Here is an 18875-nt window from a genome sequence, read left to right as displayed (position 1 = left end):
CATGACCTCGAACACGCCATTACCACCTTGCTCCATTCTGTTACTGGCAGGTGGGCGCGGACAGCGCATGGGCGGCAAGGACAAGGGGCTCGTGGAATGGCACGGTGAACCGTTGATCGCGCATCTTCATCGTAAAGTTCGGTCGTTGACCGATGATCTGATCATCTCCTGCAACCGCAATCGTGAAAGCTATGCGCCATTTGCCGACCAGTTGGTATGCGATGACGAGGGAGATTTCCCCGGTCCGTTGGCCGGCATTCGCGCCGGCTTGAAAGCCGCGCGCCACACCCACCTGCTGGTACTGCCCTGCGATGTCCCGCGCATCGATCTTGCGTTGCTGCAGAGCATGCGCGAGGCGGCCAGTCTGAATTCTGAAAAACCTTTAATGTTGCGACATGACGATCACTGGGAACCGCTGCTTTGTGTAATCCCCGTGGCACTCCTGCCCGCCTTCGAAAACGCCTGGAGCGCCGGAGAACGCAGCCCTGGCCGGCTAATGCGCACGCTTGATGCCCAAGCCCTGGTTTGCCCTGACAACGACCCACGCCTGGCCAATCTCAACACCCCTGAACTGTTGAGTTCGCACAACACTGTGTCAGACTGACAGCATTCAAGGAACTTGCACGCCTTGTATACGTCTCAAGCTCAGTAACCAAAAGAATTTCCCTTCGGAGACACACTCATGACTCAACGGACCCTCGCCACTTTCATGCTCGCACTGGGCCTCGCCACCCTCGCCGGTTGCGCTTCGCCAACAGTGATCACCTTGAATGACGGTCGCGAAATCCAGGCTGTCGACGCCCCTAAATATGATGAAGATTCGGGCTTCTACGAGTTCGAACAACTGGACGGCAAGCACACTCGCATCAACAAGGATCAGGTTCGTACTGTCAAAGAGCTTTAATTCTTCAGTTCGACACCCGATACAGAAAGCCCGCAATATGCGGGCTTTTTCGTGTCTGACCGAAAACAATCGATAGCGGGGTCACCAGTCCAGCGTGATGCGGCTCTCGAACTCGCGGGGCTGCCCCGTAACCGGATCGATGAATCGCAGGCCTTGCGCCAGAAGTTTCAGCGGATTGGCGTAGTCATCCTCAACGTCTTTTAGCACGTCGGGATAAAACGGATCATTGCAGATGCTCGCCCCCAGCGCCGTCATGTGTACCCGCAGTTGATGCTTCTTGCCGGTCACCGGATACAGGCCGTAGCGCCAGAGATCACCATTCCTTTCACGCACCTCCACCGCCGTTTCGGTGTTACTTGCACCCGCCCCCTCCTTCATGCGGAAGAAAGGTTCGCCATCGACGAGACGACTTTTATGTACCAACGGAAAGTCCAGCCCAGGTAACGCAGCCGCAATGGCTTCATAGCGTTTTTCGATTTGCCGCGTCGGGAACAGCGACTGATACGCCGACCGCGTCTGTGGGTTGGCCGAGAAAATCACAAGCCCGGCCGTGTGCCGGTCAATCCGATGCAGCGGCACCAGATGGGGATTGTTCAGGCGCCGGATCAATCGGCGAAGCAACGTCTGCTCGACGTACTCGCCTGCCGGGGTCACAGGAAGGAAATGCGGCTTGTCCGCCACCACCAGATGGTCGTCCGCATACAGGATCGACTCGACCACCGGGATCGGCTTTTCATCCGGTACTTCACGAAAGTAGTGAATGCGCAGCCCTTCCTTGTAGGGCAAGTCCAGCGCAATCGGCTGACCCTCGCCATCGAGCACCCGGCCCCGGGCGATTCGGTCGAGCCATTGATCGCGCCCAATGGCACTGAAATGCTCACACAGGCAGTCGAACACTGTCCGCCAGCTACCGGGGGGTAGATACAGCGTGCTGGCCTGATTCTGTGCGGCGGAAAATGTGGGTGTGCTGGACATACGGAAAACTCGAACCTTCAAAGCAGAGCGGCATTATCCAACACCCGGCGCAGCAGACCTAGCGCGGAATCAGGCGGGGATCGATTTGAGCGCCGCCGCCTCGGTGAATTCCTTGAGCCAGCGCAGAACATCGACGGCCTCCCAGCGGCCTGGGTCGTACAAGGCGTACAACAATCCCTGATAACCGACCACATCCAGTTGCTTGTGATAACCGGCGCGCTGAAACAAGGCCTCGATCTCGGCAAAGCACGTATTGAAATGCAGCTTGTTGAAGGGAGTCTTGCCTCCCGTGACCAGACCGTCCAGGCGCAATTCGTGGACGGCCTCGCGCACCACGTCAACCGACATCCCGTTCACGCTGCTTTTCAACTGTTCGACATTGACCACGGTGACTCCCTCTGACATCCGGCTTGCCCTGGCGAATGCCCGAAAACGGCATGGCAGGCCAACTCAATTACTGTATGCGCATACAGTAACCGAATAACCCGAAAAGTGCCAAGCCGTGATTAGCGAAGGTGACGAACGCCATCAACGCAAACGAGAAAAAGTCATTAACGCAGGAATGCCACCACCTGATCGGCGCTGAACGGCCATCCCAGTTCCGCGCCGGTATCGACCCTGCGCAAGACCGGGATTCGCAGGCTGTAGGCCTCGAACCACGACTCATCGTCAGCAATATCCACCAGCTCCACCAGCAGACCATGCTCGACAAAAGGCATCAGTTCAGCCTCGGCGACTTCACACAAATGGCACCCCAGGGTGCCGAACAACTGGCATTCAGGAAGCATGTGCGCTCAACCCCAAAAATCGAGTGATCATTCTAGGCCTGCCCGCAAGGCCCGTCGACCTGCCCACCGGGCTCAAATCCGCTCTTCGCAAAACCCTGATGTAAATCAGCCCACAAAATTGCCGTTTACGCGATGCTCCGGTGTTTTTTACCTCTACGCTTGAAGAGCCTGACCTGTTCCGGAGTGTCGTGTGTTTGCCAATCTGCTGATCATTCTGGCGTCGTCCCTGGTGATGATTGCCCTGTTCCGTCGCCTGCGCCTGCCACCTGTGCTGGGTTACCTGTGCGTGGGATTGATGGTCGGGCCGAAGGCGTTCGACTGGATCAATGAAAGCGAACACTTGCCTGACCTTGCCGAACTGGGGGTGGTGTTTCTGCTGTTTTCCCTGGGGCTGGAATTCTCCCTGTCGAAAATGATTGCCCTGCGCAAGGTGGTTTTCCGCCTGGGCAGCCAGCAGGTGCTGATCACCACACTGCTGCTGGGAAGCGTGCTGATGCTCCTGGGCATGCCCGCCACACCGGCCTTGCTGCTGGGCGCTGGCCTGTCGTTGTCATCCACGGCGATTGTGACCAAGGAACTCAGCAGCCTCGGCGAAATCTTCAGCAGCCATGGCCAGAACGCGGTAGGAGTCCTGTTGTTCCAGGACGTGGTGGCCGTATTGCTGCTGACGCTGGTGCCGGTGTTCGCCGGCAGCAGTGATCAGGCCTGGTACTGGGCGCTGCCCCTGACTTTGCTGAAGACCGTGTTGCTGTTTTTCGGTTTGTTGCTGGCCAGCCGCTGGCTGCTTCCCCGCCTGTTTCAGGAAGTCGCAGCGTCCCGCTCGGCGGAGCTGTTCGTACTGCTGGCACTGGTAATTGTGCTGCTGACGGCCTGGCTGACCCACCTGCTGGGCCTGTCCCCGGCCCTCGGCGCGTTCCTCGCGGGCATGCTGCTGGGCGAGAGCCATTATCGACATCAGATCGAGGCCGATATCCGGCCGTTTCGCGACATTCTGCTGGGATTGTTTTTCGTCAGCATCGGCATGCTGATCGACCTGCAACTGTTCGCCAGCCACAGCCTGCTGATTATCGGGATGACCCTGGGTTTACTGGTGATCAAAGGCCTGGTGGTGGCGCTGCTGGTGAAATGGCGCGGCAGCGACAGTGAAACGGCCTGGCGCAGCGGCCTCGCCCTCGCCCAGGGCGGTGAATTCTGCTTCGCCCTGATGGCACAGATGCAGCAAACCCGGTTGCTCCCCGCCGAACTCGGTGCGCTGCTGCTCGCCGCCACCTTCTGCTCGATGCTGCTGACGCCCCTGCTGTTACGCGCCGCACCGCGCATCGCCGCCGCCCTGCACCGCAAACCCAACCAGGAAGCGCAGATCGAGGAAATCAGCGCCCTCAATGCGGGGTTCAACGGGCATGTGGTGATTTGTGGCTACGGCCGTGTCGGTCAGTCGATCGGGCGTTTCATGCGCAATGCCGGGCAAACCTACGTCGCGCTGGACAACGATCCGGTGCGGATCCAGGAAGCCGCCACCGCCGAGCGCGACGTCCACTACGGCGATTCAACCCGCGGCGATCTGTTGACCGCCGTCGGTTTGCTGCGCGCCAGGTTGCTGGTGATTGCTGTGGATCAAGCCGACGTGGCTCTGCGGGTTCTCAAGGAGGCAAGACGCCTCAACCCGACAGTGCCGATTCTGGTGCGCACCCGGGACGACAGCCAGTCGGCCGAGCTGAAGGCGGCCGGCGCCAGCGAAGTGGTGCCGGAACTGCTGGAGTCGAGCCTGATGCTCGGTTCCCATGCCTTGATCCTGCTCGGATTTCCTGCACACCGGGTGCAGGAGAAAGTCGATCAGGTGCGCATCGATCGTTATCGCCTGCTTCACGGCTTTTACCCCGGAGCCGACGATGAGGAGACCTAGTCCTGGCTTACCGCGCCGATCTTGTGCAACGACAGGTCGGCGCCGTAGTACTCCTGTTCCTGGCTCAGGCGCAGACCATGCAGCGCCTTGATCGAGCCATAGACGGCGAAACCGCCGATCAACGCCACTGCCACACCGAGGGCGGTGCCGATCAACTGGCTGATCAGGCTGACGCCACCGAGCCCGCCCAACGCGGTCGAGCCGAAGATCCCGCAGGCAATGCCGCCCCACACGCCACACAGACCGTGCAACGGCCAGACACCCAGCACGTCATCGATGCGCCATTTGACCTGCGCCGCCGTGAAGCACCAGACAAACAGGGCGCCGGCAATCGCGCCGGTCACCAGCGCACCGACCGGATGCATCAGGTCGGAACCGGCGCACACCGCCACCAACCCCGCCAACGGGCCGTTGTGCAGGAAGCCAGGGTCGTTGCGCCCGACGATCAGCGCCGCCACCGTTCCGCCCACCATGGCCATCAGCGAGTTGACCGCCACCAGCCCGCTGACCCCCTGCAGGGTTTGCGCGCTCATCACGTTGAAGCCAAACCAGCCGACGATCAGAATCCACGACCCCAATGCCAGAAACGGAATGCTCGACGGCGCGAACGCCACCAGCTTGCCATCGCGATAGCGTCCGTTGCGCGGCCCGAGCAGCAGCACTGCCGCCAACGCCAACCAGCCGCCCATGGCATGCACCACCACCGAACCCGCAAAATCATGGAAACCAGCGCCGAACTGTGCGGTCAGCCAGGCTTGCACACCGTAGTTGCCGTTCCAGATCATGCCTTCGAAAAACGGGTAGATGAACGCAACGATCAGCGCCGTGGCGCACAGTTGCGGCACAAACCGCGCTCGCTCGGCGATGCCGCCGGAAATGATCGCCGGGATCGCTGCCGCAAAGGTCAGCAGGAAGAAAAACTTCACCAGTCCATAACCATGATCGGCACTGAGCACCGCCGCCGGTTGCAGGAAGGTCACCCCGTACGAAAGCCAGTAGCCTATAAAGAAATAGGCCAGGGTCGACACCGCGAAGTCGCTGAGAATCTTCGACAGTGCATTAACCTGGTTTTTCTGGCGAACCGTTCCGACCTCCAGAAACGCGAAACCGGCGTGCATGGCCAACACCATGACCGCACCTATCAGAATGAACAACGTGTTGGAACTGTGAACCAGCGTGTCCACAGCGCTTTGCAGATTTTCCATGAGGAGGCAGACCCGAGGCTGAAAAAGGCACCAAAGCGGTTCATGCGCACATTTCATGCACCAAATTGCGACCACGCAGTCACTGATCCGGCAGGTCGGTGAACCGCTTTGGCGCACAAGGTCGATGGGCTGACATGAACCTTCATCATCCGGGCCAAGGTTTGCCCGGTTTTACGCCCGGCAACAGCGCACTGCCACCGATCGACGCACCACGACACAGCAAAAGCTGTACCAAGCACTTGTACTGAACCTTCACACTTGGCTCATACTCGAACGCTTCAGAACACCGCTTCAGAACGCCACTTACGGAGATCCCCCATGGCCAGCATCAAGGCAAAGACTGCTCAAGAAATCCTGATGAACGACTTCCAGACCCTGGTCAGCGACACTGAACGCTTGCTGGAGCACACCGCCACGCTGGCCGGTGATCAGGCCGATGAGTTGCGCGAACAGATCCACGAAAGCCTGCTGCGCGCGCGGGAAACCCTGAAGCTGACCGAAGACACCCTGCGCGAGCGCGGTCAGGCGGCGGTCACTGCCACCGAGGAATATGTATCGGCCAACCCGTGGCAATCGGTGGGCATCGCCGCCGGCGTCGGCTTTCTGATCGGCCTGCTGGCCACTCGGCGCTGATCATGTCGATCGGTGAATCCGGCCCGAATGCGGGCACCGCCTCTTCCACGCGTCGCCTGGGTGCTGCCGTTCTCGGCCTGCTGCACAGCCACGTCGAATTGTTCGGCATCGAACTGCAGGAACAGAAAGCACGCACCGTCAGCCTGTTGCTGTTCGCCGGCCTGGCACTGGTGTTTGCGCTGCTGTTGCTGGTCGGCCTGTCGACGCTTGTCCTGATCGTGTTCTGGGACACGTATCGCCTGGCCGCAATTATTGGTCTGTGCGTGTTCTACACCTTGGCGGCAATCTTTTGCGCGCTGCGTCTCAAAGCCGCGATCTTCGATGAATCCTCGCCTTTCCACGGCACGCTGGAAGAACTGGCCAATGATCGGGAGCGCCTGTTGCCATGAACCTGCCTGAACTTCCGCACAACAGCTCACGCCGGGAAATGCGCAAGGCACTGATCCGCCTGCGCATGGAAATGCACCGTCAGGAAATCCGCCATGAAACCGGCCAGGTCCTGCAACCACTGCAACGCATGCGTGGCATGACGCAAAACCTTCAGGGTGGTTTCGGCATCAAGCACGCGCCGTTGTGGGGCGTGGCGGCCGTGACACTGCTGGGCTTCATCACCGGTAAAGGGGCCAAAAGCGGTGGCGTAGGCGGTTTGACCCGACTGATCCGCCTGGGCACCAGCCTCGCTCCGCTGATCAAACTGGTCATGCAGAGCTCGAGCAAGCGCTGAACCTTCGCATCTGGCTGCATTCTTGCAATACCGGCGGGATTGAATCTCTTATCCGGAGGTTCAATCCCGCTTGCCTGTCCGGCCGGCAGAATTCGACCAGAACAAGAACGACAAGGAGGCCCCGTGATCGACGGGCAACCGCTCGCCTGCTTTCAACCTTTCATCGATACCGCCACCGGACGCATTGCAGGCGTCGAGGCACTGGGTCGTCTGCGCCAGGCCGATGGCCAACTGGCGTCGGTCGGACCGCTGTTCGCCGATCCGCGCACTCCGGCCATCGCGCTGCGCAGAATGGACCGGCAGATCCGCGACAACGCGCTGAGCCGACTGCACGAAGCACCACCGGACTGGTTTCTCAGCCTGAACATGTCACCGCGCTGGATCAGTCGCTTGCGTACCGACCAGGCACTGCCGAGCCTGAAACAACTCGCGCGGCACGGTATCGACCCGCAACGGATTGTTTTCGAGATCACTGAACTGGGCGGTAACAGCCAGCGCCTGACCGAAGTCGTGGCGCGCTACCGCGATGCCGGCGCCCGGATCGCCATCGACGATTTCGGCGCCGGTTATTCGCAGCTTGATCGCGTGCTGGCGCTGCAACCGGACATTCTCAAACTCGACATGCGTCTGTTCCAGGCCGCCGCACTGGGCGGGCCGAGCAGTGACGTGGTCAAGGCCCTCGCGCAAATGGCCGAAAAAACCGGCTGCTGGATCATTGCCGAAGGCGTGGAAACTGCGGCACAACTGAATTTCGCGCTGGAGTGCGGATCGCGTTACGTGCAGGGATTTTTGTTTGCCCGGGCGCAGGAGGCGCTTTTTGGTACGAATGACTTCGTGGAGCGCTTTGCCGAGCTGCGCCAGTCTTACGTGCGTCAGAAGCTGGCCGAGCGCAGCAAGCTGATGTTCATGCGCCAGCAGCTCAGTGAACTCATGACCATCCTCCAAACCTGGGCCCAGGCCCGCGCCCCACTCAGTGCACTGCCACAGCTCGACGCCTTTCCCTGGCTGCTGCGTTTTTATCAATGTGACCGCCACGGCACCCAACTGACGCCAAACCTGGAGTGGCGCCCCAGCGGCTGGGTCGCCGACAATCGCTATCTGGGTCACAACTGGTCGTGGCGCCCCTACTTCTATCACCTGCTGGCCGAAGGCTGGGAGGAACGGCGCCTGACCCTTTCCAACACCTATCGCGACGCCACCAGCAACCAGTATTGCCTGACCGCCGGACAGTTTTTTGATAACGGCGAGCGCCTGCTGCTGATCGACATCGATGCGGCGGGGCTGTAGTTGCGCTTGCAGATGCCAGCCTGAACCGGGAAGCTAGGGAATCAGTCACCAGACGGAGAGAATCAGCCTTGGATTGGCATACCCTGCTCAACCGCGAACGTCTCGGCAAACCGTTGCACAGCTCGCAGGAACTTGGCCGCAGCCCGTTCCATAAAGACCATGACCGCATCATCTTCTCCGGCGCCTTCCGCCGTCTGGGGCGCAAGACCCAAGTGCATCCGGTGTCGAGCAACGACCACATTCACACGCGCCTGACCCACTCGCTGGAAGTCAGTTGCGTCGGCCGCTCGCTGGGCATGCGCGTCGGCGAAACCCTGCGTCGCGCCTTGCCTGAATGGTGCGATCCGAGCGATCTGGGCATGGTGGTTCAATCGGCCTGTCTGGCACACGACATCGGCAACCCGCCGTTCGGCCACTCCGGCGAAGATGCGATCCGTCACTGGTTTCAGCAGGCTGCGGGCCGCGGCTGGCTGGATGCGATGAGCGATGCCGAACGAGGGGATTTCCTGAATTTCGAAGGCAACGCCCAAGGCTTCCGGGTACTCACGCAACTGGAGTATCACCAGTTCGACGGCGGGACCCGACTGACTTACGCCACCCTTGGGACTTATCTGAAGTACCCGTGGACCGCTCGTCACGCCGACTCCCTCGGTTACAAGAAGCATAAGTTCGGCTGCTACCAGAGCGAGCTGCCGTTGCTGGAGCAGATCGCCCACAAGCTGGGTCTGCCGCAACTGGAAGAGCAACGTTGGGCGCGCCATCCTCTGGTGTATCTGATGGAGGCGGCGGACGACATCTGCTACGCCTTGATCGATCTGGAGGATGGCCTGGAAATGGAGCTGCTCGATTACGCCGAAGTCGAGTCGCTGCTGCTCGGTCTGGTCGGTGATGACCTGCCGGAAACCTATCGCCAGCTCGGCCCGCAGGATTCGCGCCGGCGCAAACTGGCGATCCTGCGCGGCAAGGCCATCGAACACCTGACCAACGCCGCCGCCCGGGCCTTCGTCGAACAACAGGACGCACTGCTGGCCGGTACGCTGTCGGGGGATCTGGTGGAACACATGCACGGCCCGGCCAAGCGTTGCGTGTTGAACGCCAAGGACATCGCCCGCAAGAAAATCTTCCAGGACAAGCGCAAGACCCTGCACGAGATCGGCGCCTACACGACCCTGGAGATTCTGCTCAACGCCTTCTGTGGTGCGGCCCTGGAACAGCACAACGGCCGCACGCCGTCGTTCAAGAGCCGCCGGATTCTCGATCTGCTGGGCAACAACGCACCGGATCCGCACGGCCCCTTGCACGCGTCGTTCCTGCGCATGATCGACTTCATCGCCGGCATGACCGACAGCTACGCCAGTGACATGGCGTTGGAAATGACCGGACGCTCCAGCCATTGACGCCTGCTGCCCGGCCGATCCGCAATAGGGCGGTCGGGCAACGCAGACGCATATGCCGATCATTTTCCCTCTGCAGGTGTATTCAGTTGCAAGGGACAAAGATAACCAGAAGTCAACTAATGACACTCATTGAAAGCCTTTAGCCGGTAAACTTTCTCTGGCCGCCATAAACTTTATAAATTCCCGCCATTGAACATCTCACGCGCTTACCTACGCCAAACCTAGTTAACCCGTAGTCTGATTCCTCTTTATTTGTAGGACTTATCCTAGATTGCCGCTAACGCCCTGAGGGTTCATGCGGCTGTTCATTCGATTGAGCTAAGGTTCGCCCTTTATTTGCGCTCGTATGGGATTTGATTATGAACTCCGTTTTTATTGTCGACGATCACCCGGTCATCCGCCTCGCCGTTCGAATGCTGCTCGAGCATGAAGGTTATAAAGTCGTCGGAGAAACCGATAACGGTGTCGATGCCATGCAGATGATTCGCGAATGCATGCCCGACCTGATCATTCTCGACATCAGCATTCCCAAGCTCGATGGCCTGGAAGTCCTGGCCCGCTTCAATGCCATGAGCTCGCCATTCAAGACGCTGGTACTGACTGCGCAATGCCCGACTCTGTTCGGCATTCGCTGTATGCAGTCAGGTGCATCGGGTTACGTGTGCAAGCAGGAAGACCTGAGTGAACTGGTCAGTGCGATCAAAGCTGTTCTTTCCGGTTACAACTACTTCCCCAGCCAGGCCTTGAACCCTGTTCGTCATGACGACGTGCGCTATGCAGAACTGGAACTTTTCAAATCAGTCAATGATCGGGAACTCATGGTTTTGCAACTTTTCGCCCAAGGCCGTACAAACAAGGAAATTGCCAAAGGCATGTTTCTCAGCAACAAGACAGTCAGCACTTACAAGAAACGACTGATGCAAAAACTGAAGGCCAAGTCTCTCGTAGAACTTATCGAAATGGCCAAACGTAACGCACTCGTGTGAGAGCCAACATGTCCAGCCGTTTAGTGAGTCTCCTGATTGCATTGAGTGCATGTCTGGGTTTCTGCATCTCTGCAACAGCCGCATCACCCACCTCGAAAGACCTCACCCTGCTCGGTCGTTCGGTCGAACCAACGGTGCAGGCCTTGTTCGATCCATCGCAAGTGGCGTGGCTGCACGCTCGCAATGAGTTGGTTCTGGGGACTTCAGCTCCGGATTACCCTCCGTTCGACATGACGCCCAGCGGACAAGACTACGAAGGCTTCACGGCGGATTACGCTTCACTGATTGGTCAGGCAACCGGTCTGCCGATCAGGGTCAAACGTTTCGCCTCGCGGGAGGCCGCCATCAAGGCATTGATGGACGGCCACATCGACATGCTCGGTACTGCCAACGGATTCGAAGCAGAAAACGCCAATATAGTACTGTCCAGGCCTTACGCCATCGATCAACCGGTCCTCGTCACACGCGAGGGCGAAACCCGCACGTTGACCGAAGGCCTGGCAGGACTGCGGCTGAGCATGCTGTATCACTACCTCCCGCTGGATGATGTCAAGGCGATGTATCCCAAAGCCCTCATCACCTCTTATCCGTCCTACCAGAACGCAATCAACGCCGTAGCGTTCGATCAGGCGGACGTGTTTCTCGGCGACACCATTTCCACCCATTACATGATCAACAAGGGTTACCTGAACAATATTCGCATGGCCAGTTTCGGCAAGCATGAGGCCCACGGCTTCAGCTTCGCCGTACATCGCAACAATCCACAGCTGCTCGCTATCATCAATACGGCGCTCAAGGCCGTACCGGGCAGCGAGCGCGAAAATATCGCCAAACGCTGGAGCGTGGGCAGCGACACACTTTTGACCGACCAGAAGCTGCAATTGACCAGACGCGAAGAGCAGTGGCTGAAAAATCATCCGGTGGTGAGCGTACTGGTCAACGAGGCTTTCGCGCCCCTGACATTCTTTGACAGTGACGGCAATTTTCGCGGCATCAGCGCCGACTTGCTTGAACTCATTCGCTTGCGCACCGGACTGCGCTTCGAAATCCGCCGCAGCCGCAGCGATGCCGAAATGATCAAGCAGGTCGAACACCACCAGGCTGACCTGATCGCAGCTTTGCTGCCGACCGCCCAGCGTGAGGAAACCCTGCAATTCAGCCGTCCCTATCTGGAAAATTCATACGTGTTGCTAACCCGAAAGGCCGCCGACAGCCCTACGCACCTGGGGCAACTGAAACGCAAACGTCTGGCGATCGCTCAAGGCAATCCGATGATCGAGTACCTGCGCACCGAGTTTCCCCGCATTCAGCTGATCGAGACGCCGGATACTTACAGTGCTGTGGCGCTGCTCGATGAAGGTCAGGTCGAAGGCGCAGTGAACTCGCTGGTCATCGCAAACTACTTCATTGCATCACGAACCTTCGAACATCCCCTGCAGATCACCACCACCATCGGCACACGTCAGGCGGCTTTTTCTCTGGCGACAGCCCGGGACAACACAGAACTGAACTCGATCATCAACAAGACGCTGATGAGCATCACACCCGAAGAACTGGGCATTATCAATGGTCGCTGGCGGGGCTACTCAAACATTTCGCAAGGCACCTGGCATCAGTACCGGCGTTTCTTTTATCAGCTGATCGGCGGCGCCTGCCTGCTGTTGCTGCTGTCGCTGCTCTGGAATGCCTACATGCGCCGCCAGATCAAACAGCGTAAATCGGCGGAACGGGCCTTGAACGACCAACTGGAATTCATGAGTTCACTGGTCAACGGGACGCCCCACCCAATCTACGTGCGTGACCGACAGGGCCTGCTGCAAAGCTGCAATGACAGTTATCTCCAGGCGTTCAATGCCCGGCGCGAAGACGTCATCGGCAAAGATGTCATGCAGGGTGCGCTGAACAACGCTTTCGAGGCACAGGCGTATCAGGCCGACTATCAGCGGGTAGTGGCCGAAGGCAAACCGCTTGTGCTTGACCGGCCGCTGCACATCGGCAACCGACGACTGACGATCTATCACTGGATTCTGCCCTACCGAGACTCCAGTGGCGACGTCCGGGGAATCATCGGCGGCTGGATCGACATCAGTGAGCGCCGCGAACTGCTCGATGAACTTCGCGCAGCCAAGGAACGGGCAGACGATGCCAACCGGGCCAAGAGTACGTTTCTGGCAACGATGAGTCATGAGATCCGCACGCCGATGAACGCAGTGATCGGCATGCTCGAGTTGACACTCAAGCGCATGGATCAGGCACACCCGGATCGCTCCGGCATCGAAACAGCCTACCATTCGGCCAGGGACTTGCTGGGCCTGATCGGCGACATACTGGACATTGCGCGCATTGAATCCGGGCGACTGAGTCTGAAACCCGAGCGAATCAACCTGATCGACACAGTGGGTTCGGTGGTCAGAATCTTCGAAGGGCTCGCCCGACAAAAACAGCTTTCACTGACTGTGTCCGTCTCTCCCCCTGAGCTGAATGTCGATGTGCAACTCGACCCTCTGCGCTTCAAACAGGTGCTGTCGAATCTGATCAGCAATGCCATCAAGTTCACCGACGCGGGGCAGGTCAGAATCACGCTGGATGTTCTTCCCACGGATGACCCCGAAGGTTCGATGGTGCAGCTGACCGTACAGGACAGCGGCATCGGGATCACGACGCAGGATCAGTTGCGGTTGTTCGAACCTTTTGCCCAGGCCGGCAACGATGGGCAACGGGCCGTCAGCGGCGCAGGGCTCGGGCTGGTCATCAGCCGCAACCTGTGCGAAATGATGGGTGGAAAACTGCGATTGAGCAGCCTGCCCGGAATTGGCACCCAGGTTCGGGTATCGCTACCGGTGACCATTCTGCCTGCACAAGTGGCGAGAGCTGAAGATGAATCACAGATTCAGCCATCCCTCATCCCGTTAACGGTTCTGGTGGTCGATGACCATCCGGCCAATCGACTGCTGATGTGCCAGCAACTGGAATACCTCGGCCATCGATTCTGTATCGCGGAAGATGGCCTGCGCGGGCTGGATGAATGGAAGAGCGGGGAGTTCGATCTGGTCATTGCCGATTGCAACATGCCCGTCATGAACGGCTACGAGCTGACCCGCGCGATTCGTCAGCACGAAAAGCTGACCCGCCGCCCGGCTTGCACGGTGCTGGGGTTCACCGCCAATGCCCAGCCCGAAGAGATCCTGCGCTGCAAGCAGGCAGGCATGAACGAATGTCTGTTCAAACCCCTGAGCCTCAACAGCCTGAGCCAATGGATCAAGAGCATTCAGCCGGTGTTCGCCGCTCCGGCTTTCAACCTGCAGGGGCTGACGCTGCTGACCGGTGACAACCCCTCTCAAACCCACCGATTGCTGGCAGAACTGCTCAACAGCAGTCGCCTTGATCGGGAGGAGTTGCAGGCCCTGTGCCTCACCCGGGATCCCTCCGCGCTGGCCGTCATCGCACACAAGATCAAAGGCGCCGCACGCATTGCCCAGGCCTCGCGCCTGATCAACTGCTGTGATGCGCTTGAGCAGGCCTGCCTGCAAGTACTGCCGTGGGAAGAAATCGAGCGTCATTGCCAGGCCAGCCACCTCGCCATCCTGGAATTGGAGCAGGCACTGGAACAGCAACTGGCTCGGATCGCCAAAAGCAAAATGGCCGGGGCTTAACTATGCTTGAAGGCTGAGCAGTGTGCTTAACCTACACGGAGAGTCTGCAATGCCCAGCCCACTGCGCCCGGAACAACGCCGGTTTCCGCTGCATGTGCACATCAGCGTCATGTTCACCTTTCTGCTGTTGCTCACCGGAGTGGTGCTGGGTTTGTTCAACTACCACCAGACCACACACATCATTCTGTCGAGTAGTGAAAAGCTGTTCAGCCGGATCGAACAGGATGTACGTCTCGACCTGCAGGCCACTTATGCACCGATCCGGCACCTGCTGAGCCTGCTGGCAGAGACCCCCGCCGCCGGATCTTTCAGCCTCGAATCGCGCATCGCGCTGCTCAAGCCGTTCAGTCAGTCCCTGATGGACAATCCGGATCTGGCCTCGCTCTACCTGGGTTATGAAAACGGCGACTTTTTCATGGTCCGCCCCTTGCGCACGCCAGCGCTGAAAACCCTGCTAAAGGCACCGGACGCAGCAGCGTTTCAAGTCTGGAGCATCGAACATGACGCCAGCGGCCAGACACATTCACAATCACTGTTCTTCGACCAGGCACTGTCCCCGGTCGGCCAACAGGACCACCCCGACGAACCTTATGATCCTCGCAGCCGGGCGTGGTACATCAACGCACGGCAGCAGGCCGAACAGATCACCACCGAACCCTACGTCTTTTTCTCCACCCACAACGTTGGCACGACGCTGGCCCGACGCAGCGGTGAAGACGCCGTGATCGGCGCCGACCTGACCCTTGATGCACTCTCCGCGACCCTCATCAAACACGTGGTGACACCGGCCACGGAAATCGTCCTGTTCGACGCCGACGGCAACGCCGTGGCTTACCCCGACAGCCGCCGGCTGATCGTCGATGACCGCACGGCGCGCCTGGCCAAGGCCGCCGATTTGAGCCCCGCCTTGCACACCTTGTTGTCCGGGCACCAGGGCAATCGGCTCGAAGTGGATGGCCGACAATGGATCGTCGCCCGCAGCCAGCTGCAGGAAGGCGGGCCGAAAGGTTTACAGATGGCTTTACTGGTGCCCGAAGACGAACTGCTGGTCGACGCCTATCGCCTGCGCTGGCAAGGAGCGCTCATCACGCTGGCTACCTTGCTGCTATGTCTGCCGTTGGGCTGGCTGATCTCGCGGGTTCTGGTGACGCCCTTGCATGCCTTGGTCAAGGAAGCCGATGCAATTCGCAGCTTCGACTTCAACTTCCCGGTGACCCGCCGATCGCTGGTGCTGGAGATTGACCAGTTGAGCCTGTCGATGGCTCGCATGAAAGACACCCTGGCCAGCTTCTTTCGCATCACTGACAGCCTGACCGCCGAAACCCGCTTCGACCCGCTGCTGGAACGGGTACTGTTCGAGACAGTGCAGATCGCCCAGGCCCAGGCGGGGCTGATTTATCTGCGTGAGAACGATGGCAATCGCATGGAGCCCTACGGCCTGGTGGTCGCAGACTCGTCTCAACCGTTGGCGGCATTCGATCTGCAAAGCCGCAGTCTTGATGCCTCGCAAAGCCCCGAATGGTTCCGGCAACTGGCCAACGCCGACACGGTCGTGAGCAACCTGGGTTTCGAACAGGCCACCGACCTGCAGAAAGTGCTGCTGGCCATGGGTTCACCGAGGGTGCATTTGGTTGGAATCCGTCTGCATAACCGGCACAACGAAACCGTCGGCCTGCTGGTGCTGCTGATCGACGATGGCGGCACGCCGAGTGACCTGGAAAAACTCCGGCCAGATCGCATCGCCTTTCTGCAAGCGGTGTCCGGGGCGGCCGCGGTGAGTATCGAGAGTCAACGCCTGCAAGCCAGACAGAAACAACTGCTGGATGCGTTCATTCAACTGCTGGCCGGCGCCATTGATGCCAAGAGTCCTTATACCGGCGGGCATTGCCAGCGCGTGCCGGAACTGACCCTGATGCTCGCCCGTGCCGCTGCAGCCAGTCAGGCCCCGGCCTTCAGCGATTACCAGCCGAGCGAAGACGAATGGGAGGCCTTGCACATCGCTGCATGGCTGCACGACTGCGGCAAGGTCACGACCCCGGAATACGTGGTCGACAAAGCCACCAAGCTGGAGACCCTGAACGATCGCCTTCACGAAATCCGCACCCGCTTCGAAGTCCTCAAGCGCGATGCCTGGATCAACTATTGGCAAGCCCTGGCGTTGGGTGGTGAAGAACAGCAACTGGCCGGTCTGCGCGAGGCCACCCTGACGGCACTGGATGATGATTTTGCGTTCGTCGCCCGCTGCAATCTGGGCAGTGAAACCATGCTCGAGGGTGACCTGCAACGTCTGCAAGACATCGCGCAACGCACCTGGACGCGCACGCTGGATGATCGATTGGGCCTGTCATGGGAGGAGAACCGGCGTCAGGCACGCACCCCGGCACCGACCCTGCCGGTCACCGAACCGCTGCTGGCGGACAAGCCCGAACATCTGCTGGAGCGCGCCGAGAGCGAGCTGATCCCGGAAGACAATCCGTGGGGTTTCAAACTCGATGTGCCGCCCTACAAATACAATCGCGGCGAGCTGTACAACCTCTGCATCCCCCGGGGCACGCTGACCCGCGAAGAACGCTACATCATCAACCACCACATGGTGCAGACGATCCTGATGCTCAGTCACCTGCCCTTCCCCGGGCATCTGAACAGCGTCGCGGAAATCGCCGGCGGGCATCACGAAAAAATGGACGGCACCGGTTATCCCAAGCGCCTGAAGCGCGAAGACATGAGCCTGCCGGCGCGCATGATGGCGATTGCCGACATCTTCGAAGCGCTGACCGCCGCCGATCGCCCGTACAAAAAGGCCAAGTCCCTGAGCGAAGCACTGGGGATCATGGCCACCATGTGCCGCGACGCACACATCGATGCCGAGCTGTTCGAGCTGTTCATTCGCGATGGCGTGTATCTGCAATACGCCACGCGTTTTCTCGATCCACGGCAGATCGATGCCGTGGACCCGGCGGCCGTGCTGCTCAAGGCAGGCCTGACGACGTGATCAGCAATCGGTCAGACGCAGGAAGATCGCCGCCAGCTGTTCGATCCCGGCCTGATCGTCGGTACCAAAACGCGCGAGCTTCGGGCTGTCGAGGTCGAGCACACCGATCAGGCGACCGTCCTTGACCAACGGAACCACCAGTTCGCTGTTCGACGCGCTGTCGCAGGCGATATGGCCGGGGAACGCATGAACGTCTTCGACCCGCTGCGTCTGCAGGCTGGCAGCCGCCGCGCCGCAAACGCCCCGACCGAACGGAATACGCACGCAGGCGATCTGGCCCTGGAACGGGCCGAGCACCAGCTCTTCGTTGCGATTGAGGTAGAAACCGGCCCAGTTCAGGTCATCGAGCTGGTTGAACAGGAACGCCGAAAACTGCGCGGCGTTGGCGATGAAATCGCGCTCGTCCGCCAGCAGCGACTCCAGTTGCGCGGCCAACATGCCATAGCCTTCGAGACCCTGGCCGCTCTGCTGCAAATCAATCATGCCTTGTGCTCCAACAATTTCAGTCCCACCCAATAACGGGCGAATTGGTACGCGCAACGTCCGTTGCGGTTGCCGCGGCCGGTTGCCCAGCGCACGGCGAGGATGTCCAGTTGTTCGTCGCGTTCCCAGCTCAGGCCGGCCTTGGCGGCCAACTGGCCGATCCAGTGCTCGACGACGTTGAGGAAATGTTCCTGGGTAAACGGATAGAACGACAGCCACAGGCCGAAGCGATCCGACAGCGCGATCTTGTCTTCCACCGCTTCGCTCGGATGCAGTTCGCCATCGACGCGCTTCCAGTTTTCGTTGTCGCTTTCCTTCTCCGGCACCAGATGGCGGCGGTTGGAGGTGGCGTACAACAACACGTTGTCCGGCGCCTGTTCGAGCGAGCCGTCCAGCACACTTTTCAGCACGCGGTAGTCGCCTTCGCCGGACTCGAACGACAGGTCATCGCAGAACAGCACAAAACGTTGCGGCAGCTTGGCGATCTGCTCCACCACCCGTGGCAGGTCCGCCAGGTGATCACGCTCGATTTCGATCAGACGCAAACCGGCCTTGGGGTGTTCAGCCAGCAACGCGCGCACCAGCGACGATTTACCGGTACCGCGCGACCCCCACAGCAGCGCATGGTTGGCCGGCATGCCGTCGAGAAATTGCTGAGTGTTGCGGCCCAGTTGCTCCAGCTGCCGGTCGACGCCGATCAGGTCCGACAGGCGCATGTCGAGGCTGACTTCCAGCGGCAGCAGATAACCGCTGCGACCGTCACGTTGCCAGCGCGCGGCGAGGCAGGTGCCCCAGTCGATGACCGGGCGTGGAGCCGGCAGCAGTGGTTCGATCCGCGCCAGAACCGACTCGGCGCGCTCAAGAAAAGCATTCAATCGGGAATCCACGTCTTCTCCTCGGGCTCGTTCACAGTAATGATGGCGGTGCAGCGACGACAGACAGCGT

Annotated in this window: 17 protein-coding genes; 11 read left to right on the top strand and 6 right to left on the bottom strand. The window is 59.8% G+C overall.

Going from position 1 to position 18875, the window contains the following annotated elements; translation table 11 throughout:
• Position 1 precedes the first annotated feature (1 nt).
• Together mobA and BMZ46_RS04025 are read left to right on the top strand one after the other, a co-directional pair.
• Positions 2-604, top strand: coding sequence for a molybdenum cofactor guanylyltransferase MobA (mobA, locus tag BMZ46_RS04030; RefSeq protein ID WP_074687959.1), 603 nt, complete (start codon positions 2-4; stop codon positions 602-604).
• Positions 605-682: 78 nt separating this feature from the next.
• A complete protein-coding gene (locus BMZ46_RS04025) occupies positions 683-904 on the top strand; it encodes a YgdI/YgdR family lipoprotein (RefSeq protein ID WP_039770418.1) in 222 nt (73 codons plus the stop codon).
• An 81-nt stretch (positions 905-985) separates the two neighbouring features.
• Here BMZ46_RS04025 and BMZ46_RS04020 read toward each other — a convergent pair whose 3' ends face one another.
• The 3 genes from BMZ46_RS04020 to BMZ46_RS04010 all read right to left on the bottom strand — a co-directional run bounded on the left by BMZ46_RS04020 (position 986) and on the right by BMZ46_RS04010 (position 2667).
• Positions 986-1879, bottom strand: coding sequence for a pseudouridine synthase (locus tag BMZ46_RS04020; RefSeq protein ID WP_074687961.1), 894 nt, complete (start codon positions 1877-1879; stop codon positions 986-988).
• Between the two features lie 69 nt (positions 1880-1948).
• Positions 1949-2266, bottom strand: coding sequence for a transcriptional regulator (locus BMZ46_RS04015; protein WP_039770421.1), 318 nt, complete (start codon positions 2264-2266; stop codon positions 1949-1951).
• A 164-nt stretch (positions 2267-2430) separates the two neighbouring features.
• The gene (locus tag BMZ46_RS04010; RefSeq protein WP_007955734.1) at positions 2431-2667 is read right to left on the bottom strand and encodes a glutaredoxin family protein; all 237 of its coding nucleotides are present in this window, start codon (positions 2665-2667) and stop codon (positions 2431-2433) included.
• A 190-nt stretch (positions 2668-2857) separates the two neighbouring features.
• On the opposite strand from BMZ46_RS04010, the gene BMZ46_RS04005 reads away from it, so the two are divergent.
• Positions 2858-4570 (top strand): cation:proton antiporter, encoded by a 1713-nt coding sequence (locus BMZ46_RS04005; protein ID WP_039770422.1) that lies wholly within the window; start codon positions 2858-2860, stop codon positions 4568-4570.
• Here the strand turns inward: BMZ46_RS04005 and BMZ46_RS04000 are convergent.
• The gene (locus BMZ46_RS04000; RefSeq protein WP_039770423.1) at positions 4567-5775 is read right to left on the bottom strand and encodes an ammonium transporter; all 1209 of its coding nucleotides are present in this window, start codon (positions 5773-5775) and stop codon (positions 4567-4569) included. The genes BMZ46_RS04005 and BMZ46_RS04000 overlap by 4 nt on opposite strands.
• 318 nt (positions 5776-6093) lie before the next feature.
• Between BMZ46_RS04000 and BMZ46_RS03995 the strand changes: the two genes are divergently transcribed.
• The 8 genes from BMZ46_RS03995 (at position 6094) to BMZ46_RS03960 (ending at position 17447) form a co-directional block, all read left to right on the top strand.
• Positions 6094-6408 carry an ElaB/YgaM/YqjD family protein gene (locus BMZ46_RS03995; protein ID WP_007955729.1) on the top strand — a complete coding sequence of 105 codons (315 nt, stop codon included), beginning with the start codon at positions 6094-6096 and terminating at the stop codon, positions 6406-6408.
• A gap of 2 nt (positions 6409-6410) precedes the next feature.
• Complete coding sequence (locus BMZ46_RS03990) at positions 6411-6797, top strand: phage holin family protein (protein WP_074687963.1); 387 nt, start codon at positions 6411-6413, stop codon at positions 6795-6797.
• Positions 6794-7132 (top strand): hypothetical protein, encoded by a 339-nt coding sequence (locus BMZ46_RS03985; RefSeq protein ID WP_039770424.1) that lies wholly within the window; start codon positions 6794-6796, stop codon positions 7130-7132. The genes BMZ46_RS03990 and BMZ46_RS03985 overlap by 4 nt, the downstream gene beginning before the upstream one ends.
• Positions 7133-7255: 123 nt before the next feature.
• Positions 7256-8419, top strand: a complete 1164-nt coding sequence (locus BMZ46_RS03980) for an EAL domain-containing protein (RefSeq protein WP_074687965.1) — start codon at positions 7256-7258, stop codon at positions 8417-8419.
• A gap of 68 nt (positions 8420-8487) precedes the next feature.
• Positions 8488-9816, top strand: coding sequence for a deoxyguanosinetriphosphate triphosphohydrolase (locus tag BMZ46_RS03975; protein WP_039770427.1), 1329 nt, complete (start codon positions 8488-8490; stop codon positions 9814-9816).
• A 359-nt stretch (positions 9817-10175) separates the two neighbouring features.
• A complete protein-coding gene (locus tag BMZ46_RS03970; RefSeq protein ID WP_039770429.1) occupies positions 10176-10802 on the top strand; it encodes a response regulator transcription factor in 627 nt (208 codons plus the stop codon).
• 8 nt (positions 10803-10810) lie between these two features.
• The gene (locus tag BMZ46_RS03965) at positions 10811-14455 is read left to right on the top strand and encodes a transporter substrate-binding domain-containing protein (RefSeq protein ID WP_074687967.1); all 3645 of its coding nucleotides are present in this window, start codon (positions 10811-10813) and stop codon (positions 14453-14455) included.
• Between the two features lie 49 nt (positions 14456-14504).
• Positions 14505-17447, top strand: coding sequence for an HD domain-containing phosphohydrolase (locus BMZ46_RS03960; RefSeq protein ID WP_074687968.1), 2943 nt, complete (start codon positions 14505-14507; stop codon positions 17445-17447).
• Here BMZ46_RS03960 and BMZ46_RS03955 read toward each other — a convergent pair whose 3' ends face one another.
• The gene (locus tag BMZ46_RS03955) at positions 17448-17930 is read right to left on the bottom strand and encodes a GAF domain-containing protein (RefSeq protein ID WP_039770434.1); all 483 of its coding nucleotides are present in this window, start codon (positions 17928-17930) and stop codon (positions 17448-17450) included.
• Positions 17927-18817 (bottom strand): ATP-binding protein, encoded by an 891-nt coding sequence (locus tag BMZ46_RS03950; RefSeq protein ID WP_074687970.1) that lies wholly within the window; start codon positions 18815-18817, stop codon positions 17927-17929. The genes BMZ46_RS03955 and BMZ46_RS03950 overlap by 4 nt, the downstream gene beginning before the upstream one ends.
• Positions 18818-18875 lie beyond the last annotated feature (58 nt).

Origin of the sequence: Pseudomonas sp. NFIX49 (assembly GCF_900115915.1) — a bacterium.
Classification (GTDB): Bacteria; Pseudomonadota; Gammaproteobacteria; order Pseudomonadales; family Pseudomonadaceae; genus Aquipseudomonas; species Aquipseudomonas pharyngis.
This window is presented reverse-complemented; position numbering and strand designations above follow the sequence as displayed.

Excerpts from the sequence above, each read along its gene's own strand:
- BMZ46_RS04000 (WP_039770423.1), bottom strand. The coding sequence starts at position 5,775 with ATGGAAAATCTGCAAAGCGCTGTGGACACGCTGGTTCACAGTTCCAAC.
- BMZ46_RS04010 (WP_007955734.1), bottom strand. The coding sequence starts at position 2,667 with ATGCTTCCTGAATGCCAGTTGTTCGGCACCCTGGGGTGCCATTTGTGT.
- BMZ46_RS03995 (WP_007955729.1), top strand. The coding sequence starts at position 6,094 with ATGGCCAGCATCAAGGCAAAGACTGCTCAAGAAATCCTGATGAACGAC.
- BMZ46_RS03990 (WP_074687963.1), top strand. The coding sequence starts at position 6,411 with ATGTCGATCGGTGAATCCGGCCCGAATGCGGGCACCGCCTCTTCCACG.
- BMZ46_RS03985 (WP_039770424.1), top strand. The coding sequence starts at position 6,794 with ATGAACCTGCCTGAACTTCCGCACAACAGCTCACGCCGGGAAATGCGC.
- mobA (WP_074687959.1), top strand. The coding sequence starts at position 2 with ATGACCTCGAACACGCCATTACCACCTTGCTCCATTCTGTTACTGGCA.
- BMZ46_RS03960 (WP_074687968.1), top strand. The coding sequence starts at position 14,505 with ATGCCCAGCCCACTGCGCCCGGAACAACGCCGGTTTCCGCTGCATGTG.
- BMZ46_RS03955 (WP_039770434.1), bottom strand. The coding sequence starts at position 17,930 with ATGATTGATTTGCAGCAGAGCGGCCAGGGTCTCGAAGGCTATGGCATG.
- BMZ46_RS03965 (WP_074687967.1), top strand. The coding sequence starts at position 10,811 with ATGTCCAGCCGTTTAGTGAGTCTCCTGATTGCATTGAGTGCATGTCTG.
- BMZ46_RS04025 (WP_039770418.1), top strand. The coding sequence starts at position 683 with ATGACTCAACGGACCCTCGCCACTTTCATGCTCGCACTGGGCCTCGCC.
- BMZ46_RS03970 (WP_039770429.1), top strand. The coding sequence starts at position 10,176 with ATGAACTCCGTTTTTATTGTCGACGATCACCCGGTCATCCGCCTCGCC.
- BMZ46_RS04020 (WP_074687961.1), bottom strand. The coding sequence starts at position 1,879 with ATGTCCAGCACACCCACATTTTCCGCCGCACAGAATCAGGCCAGCACG.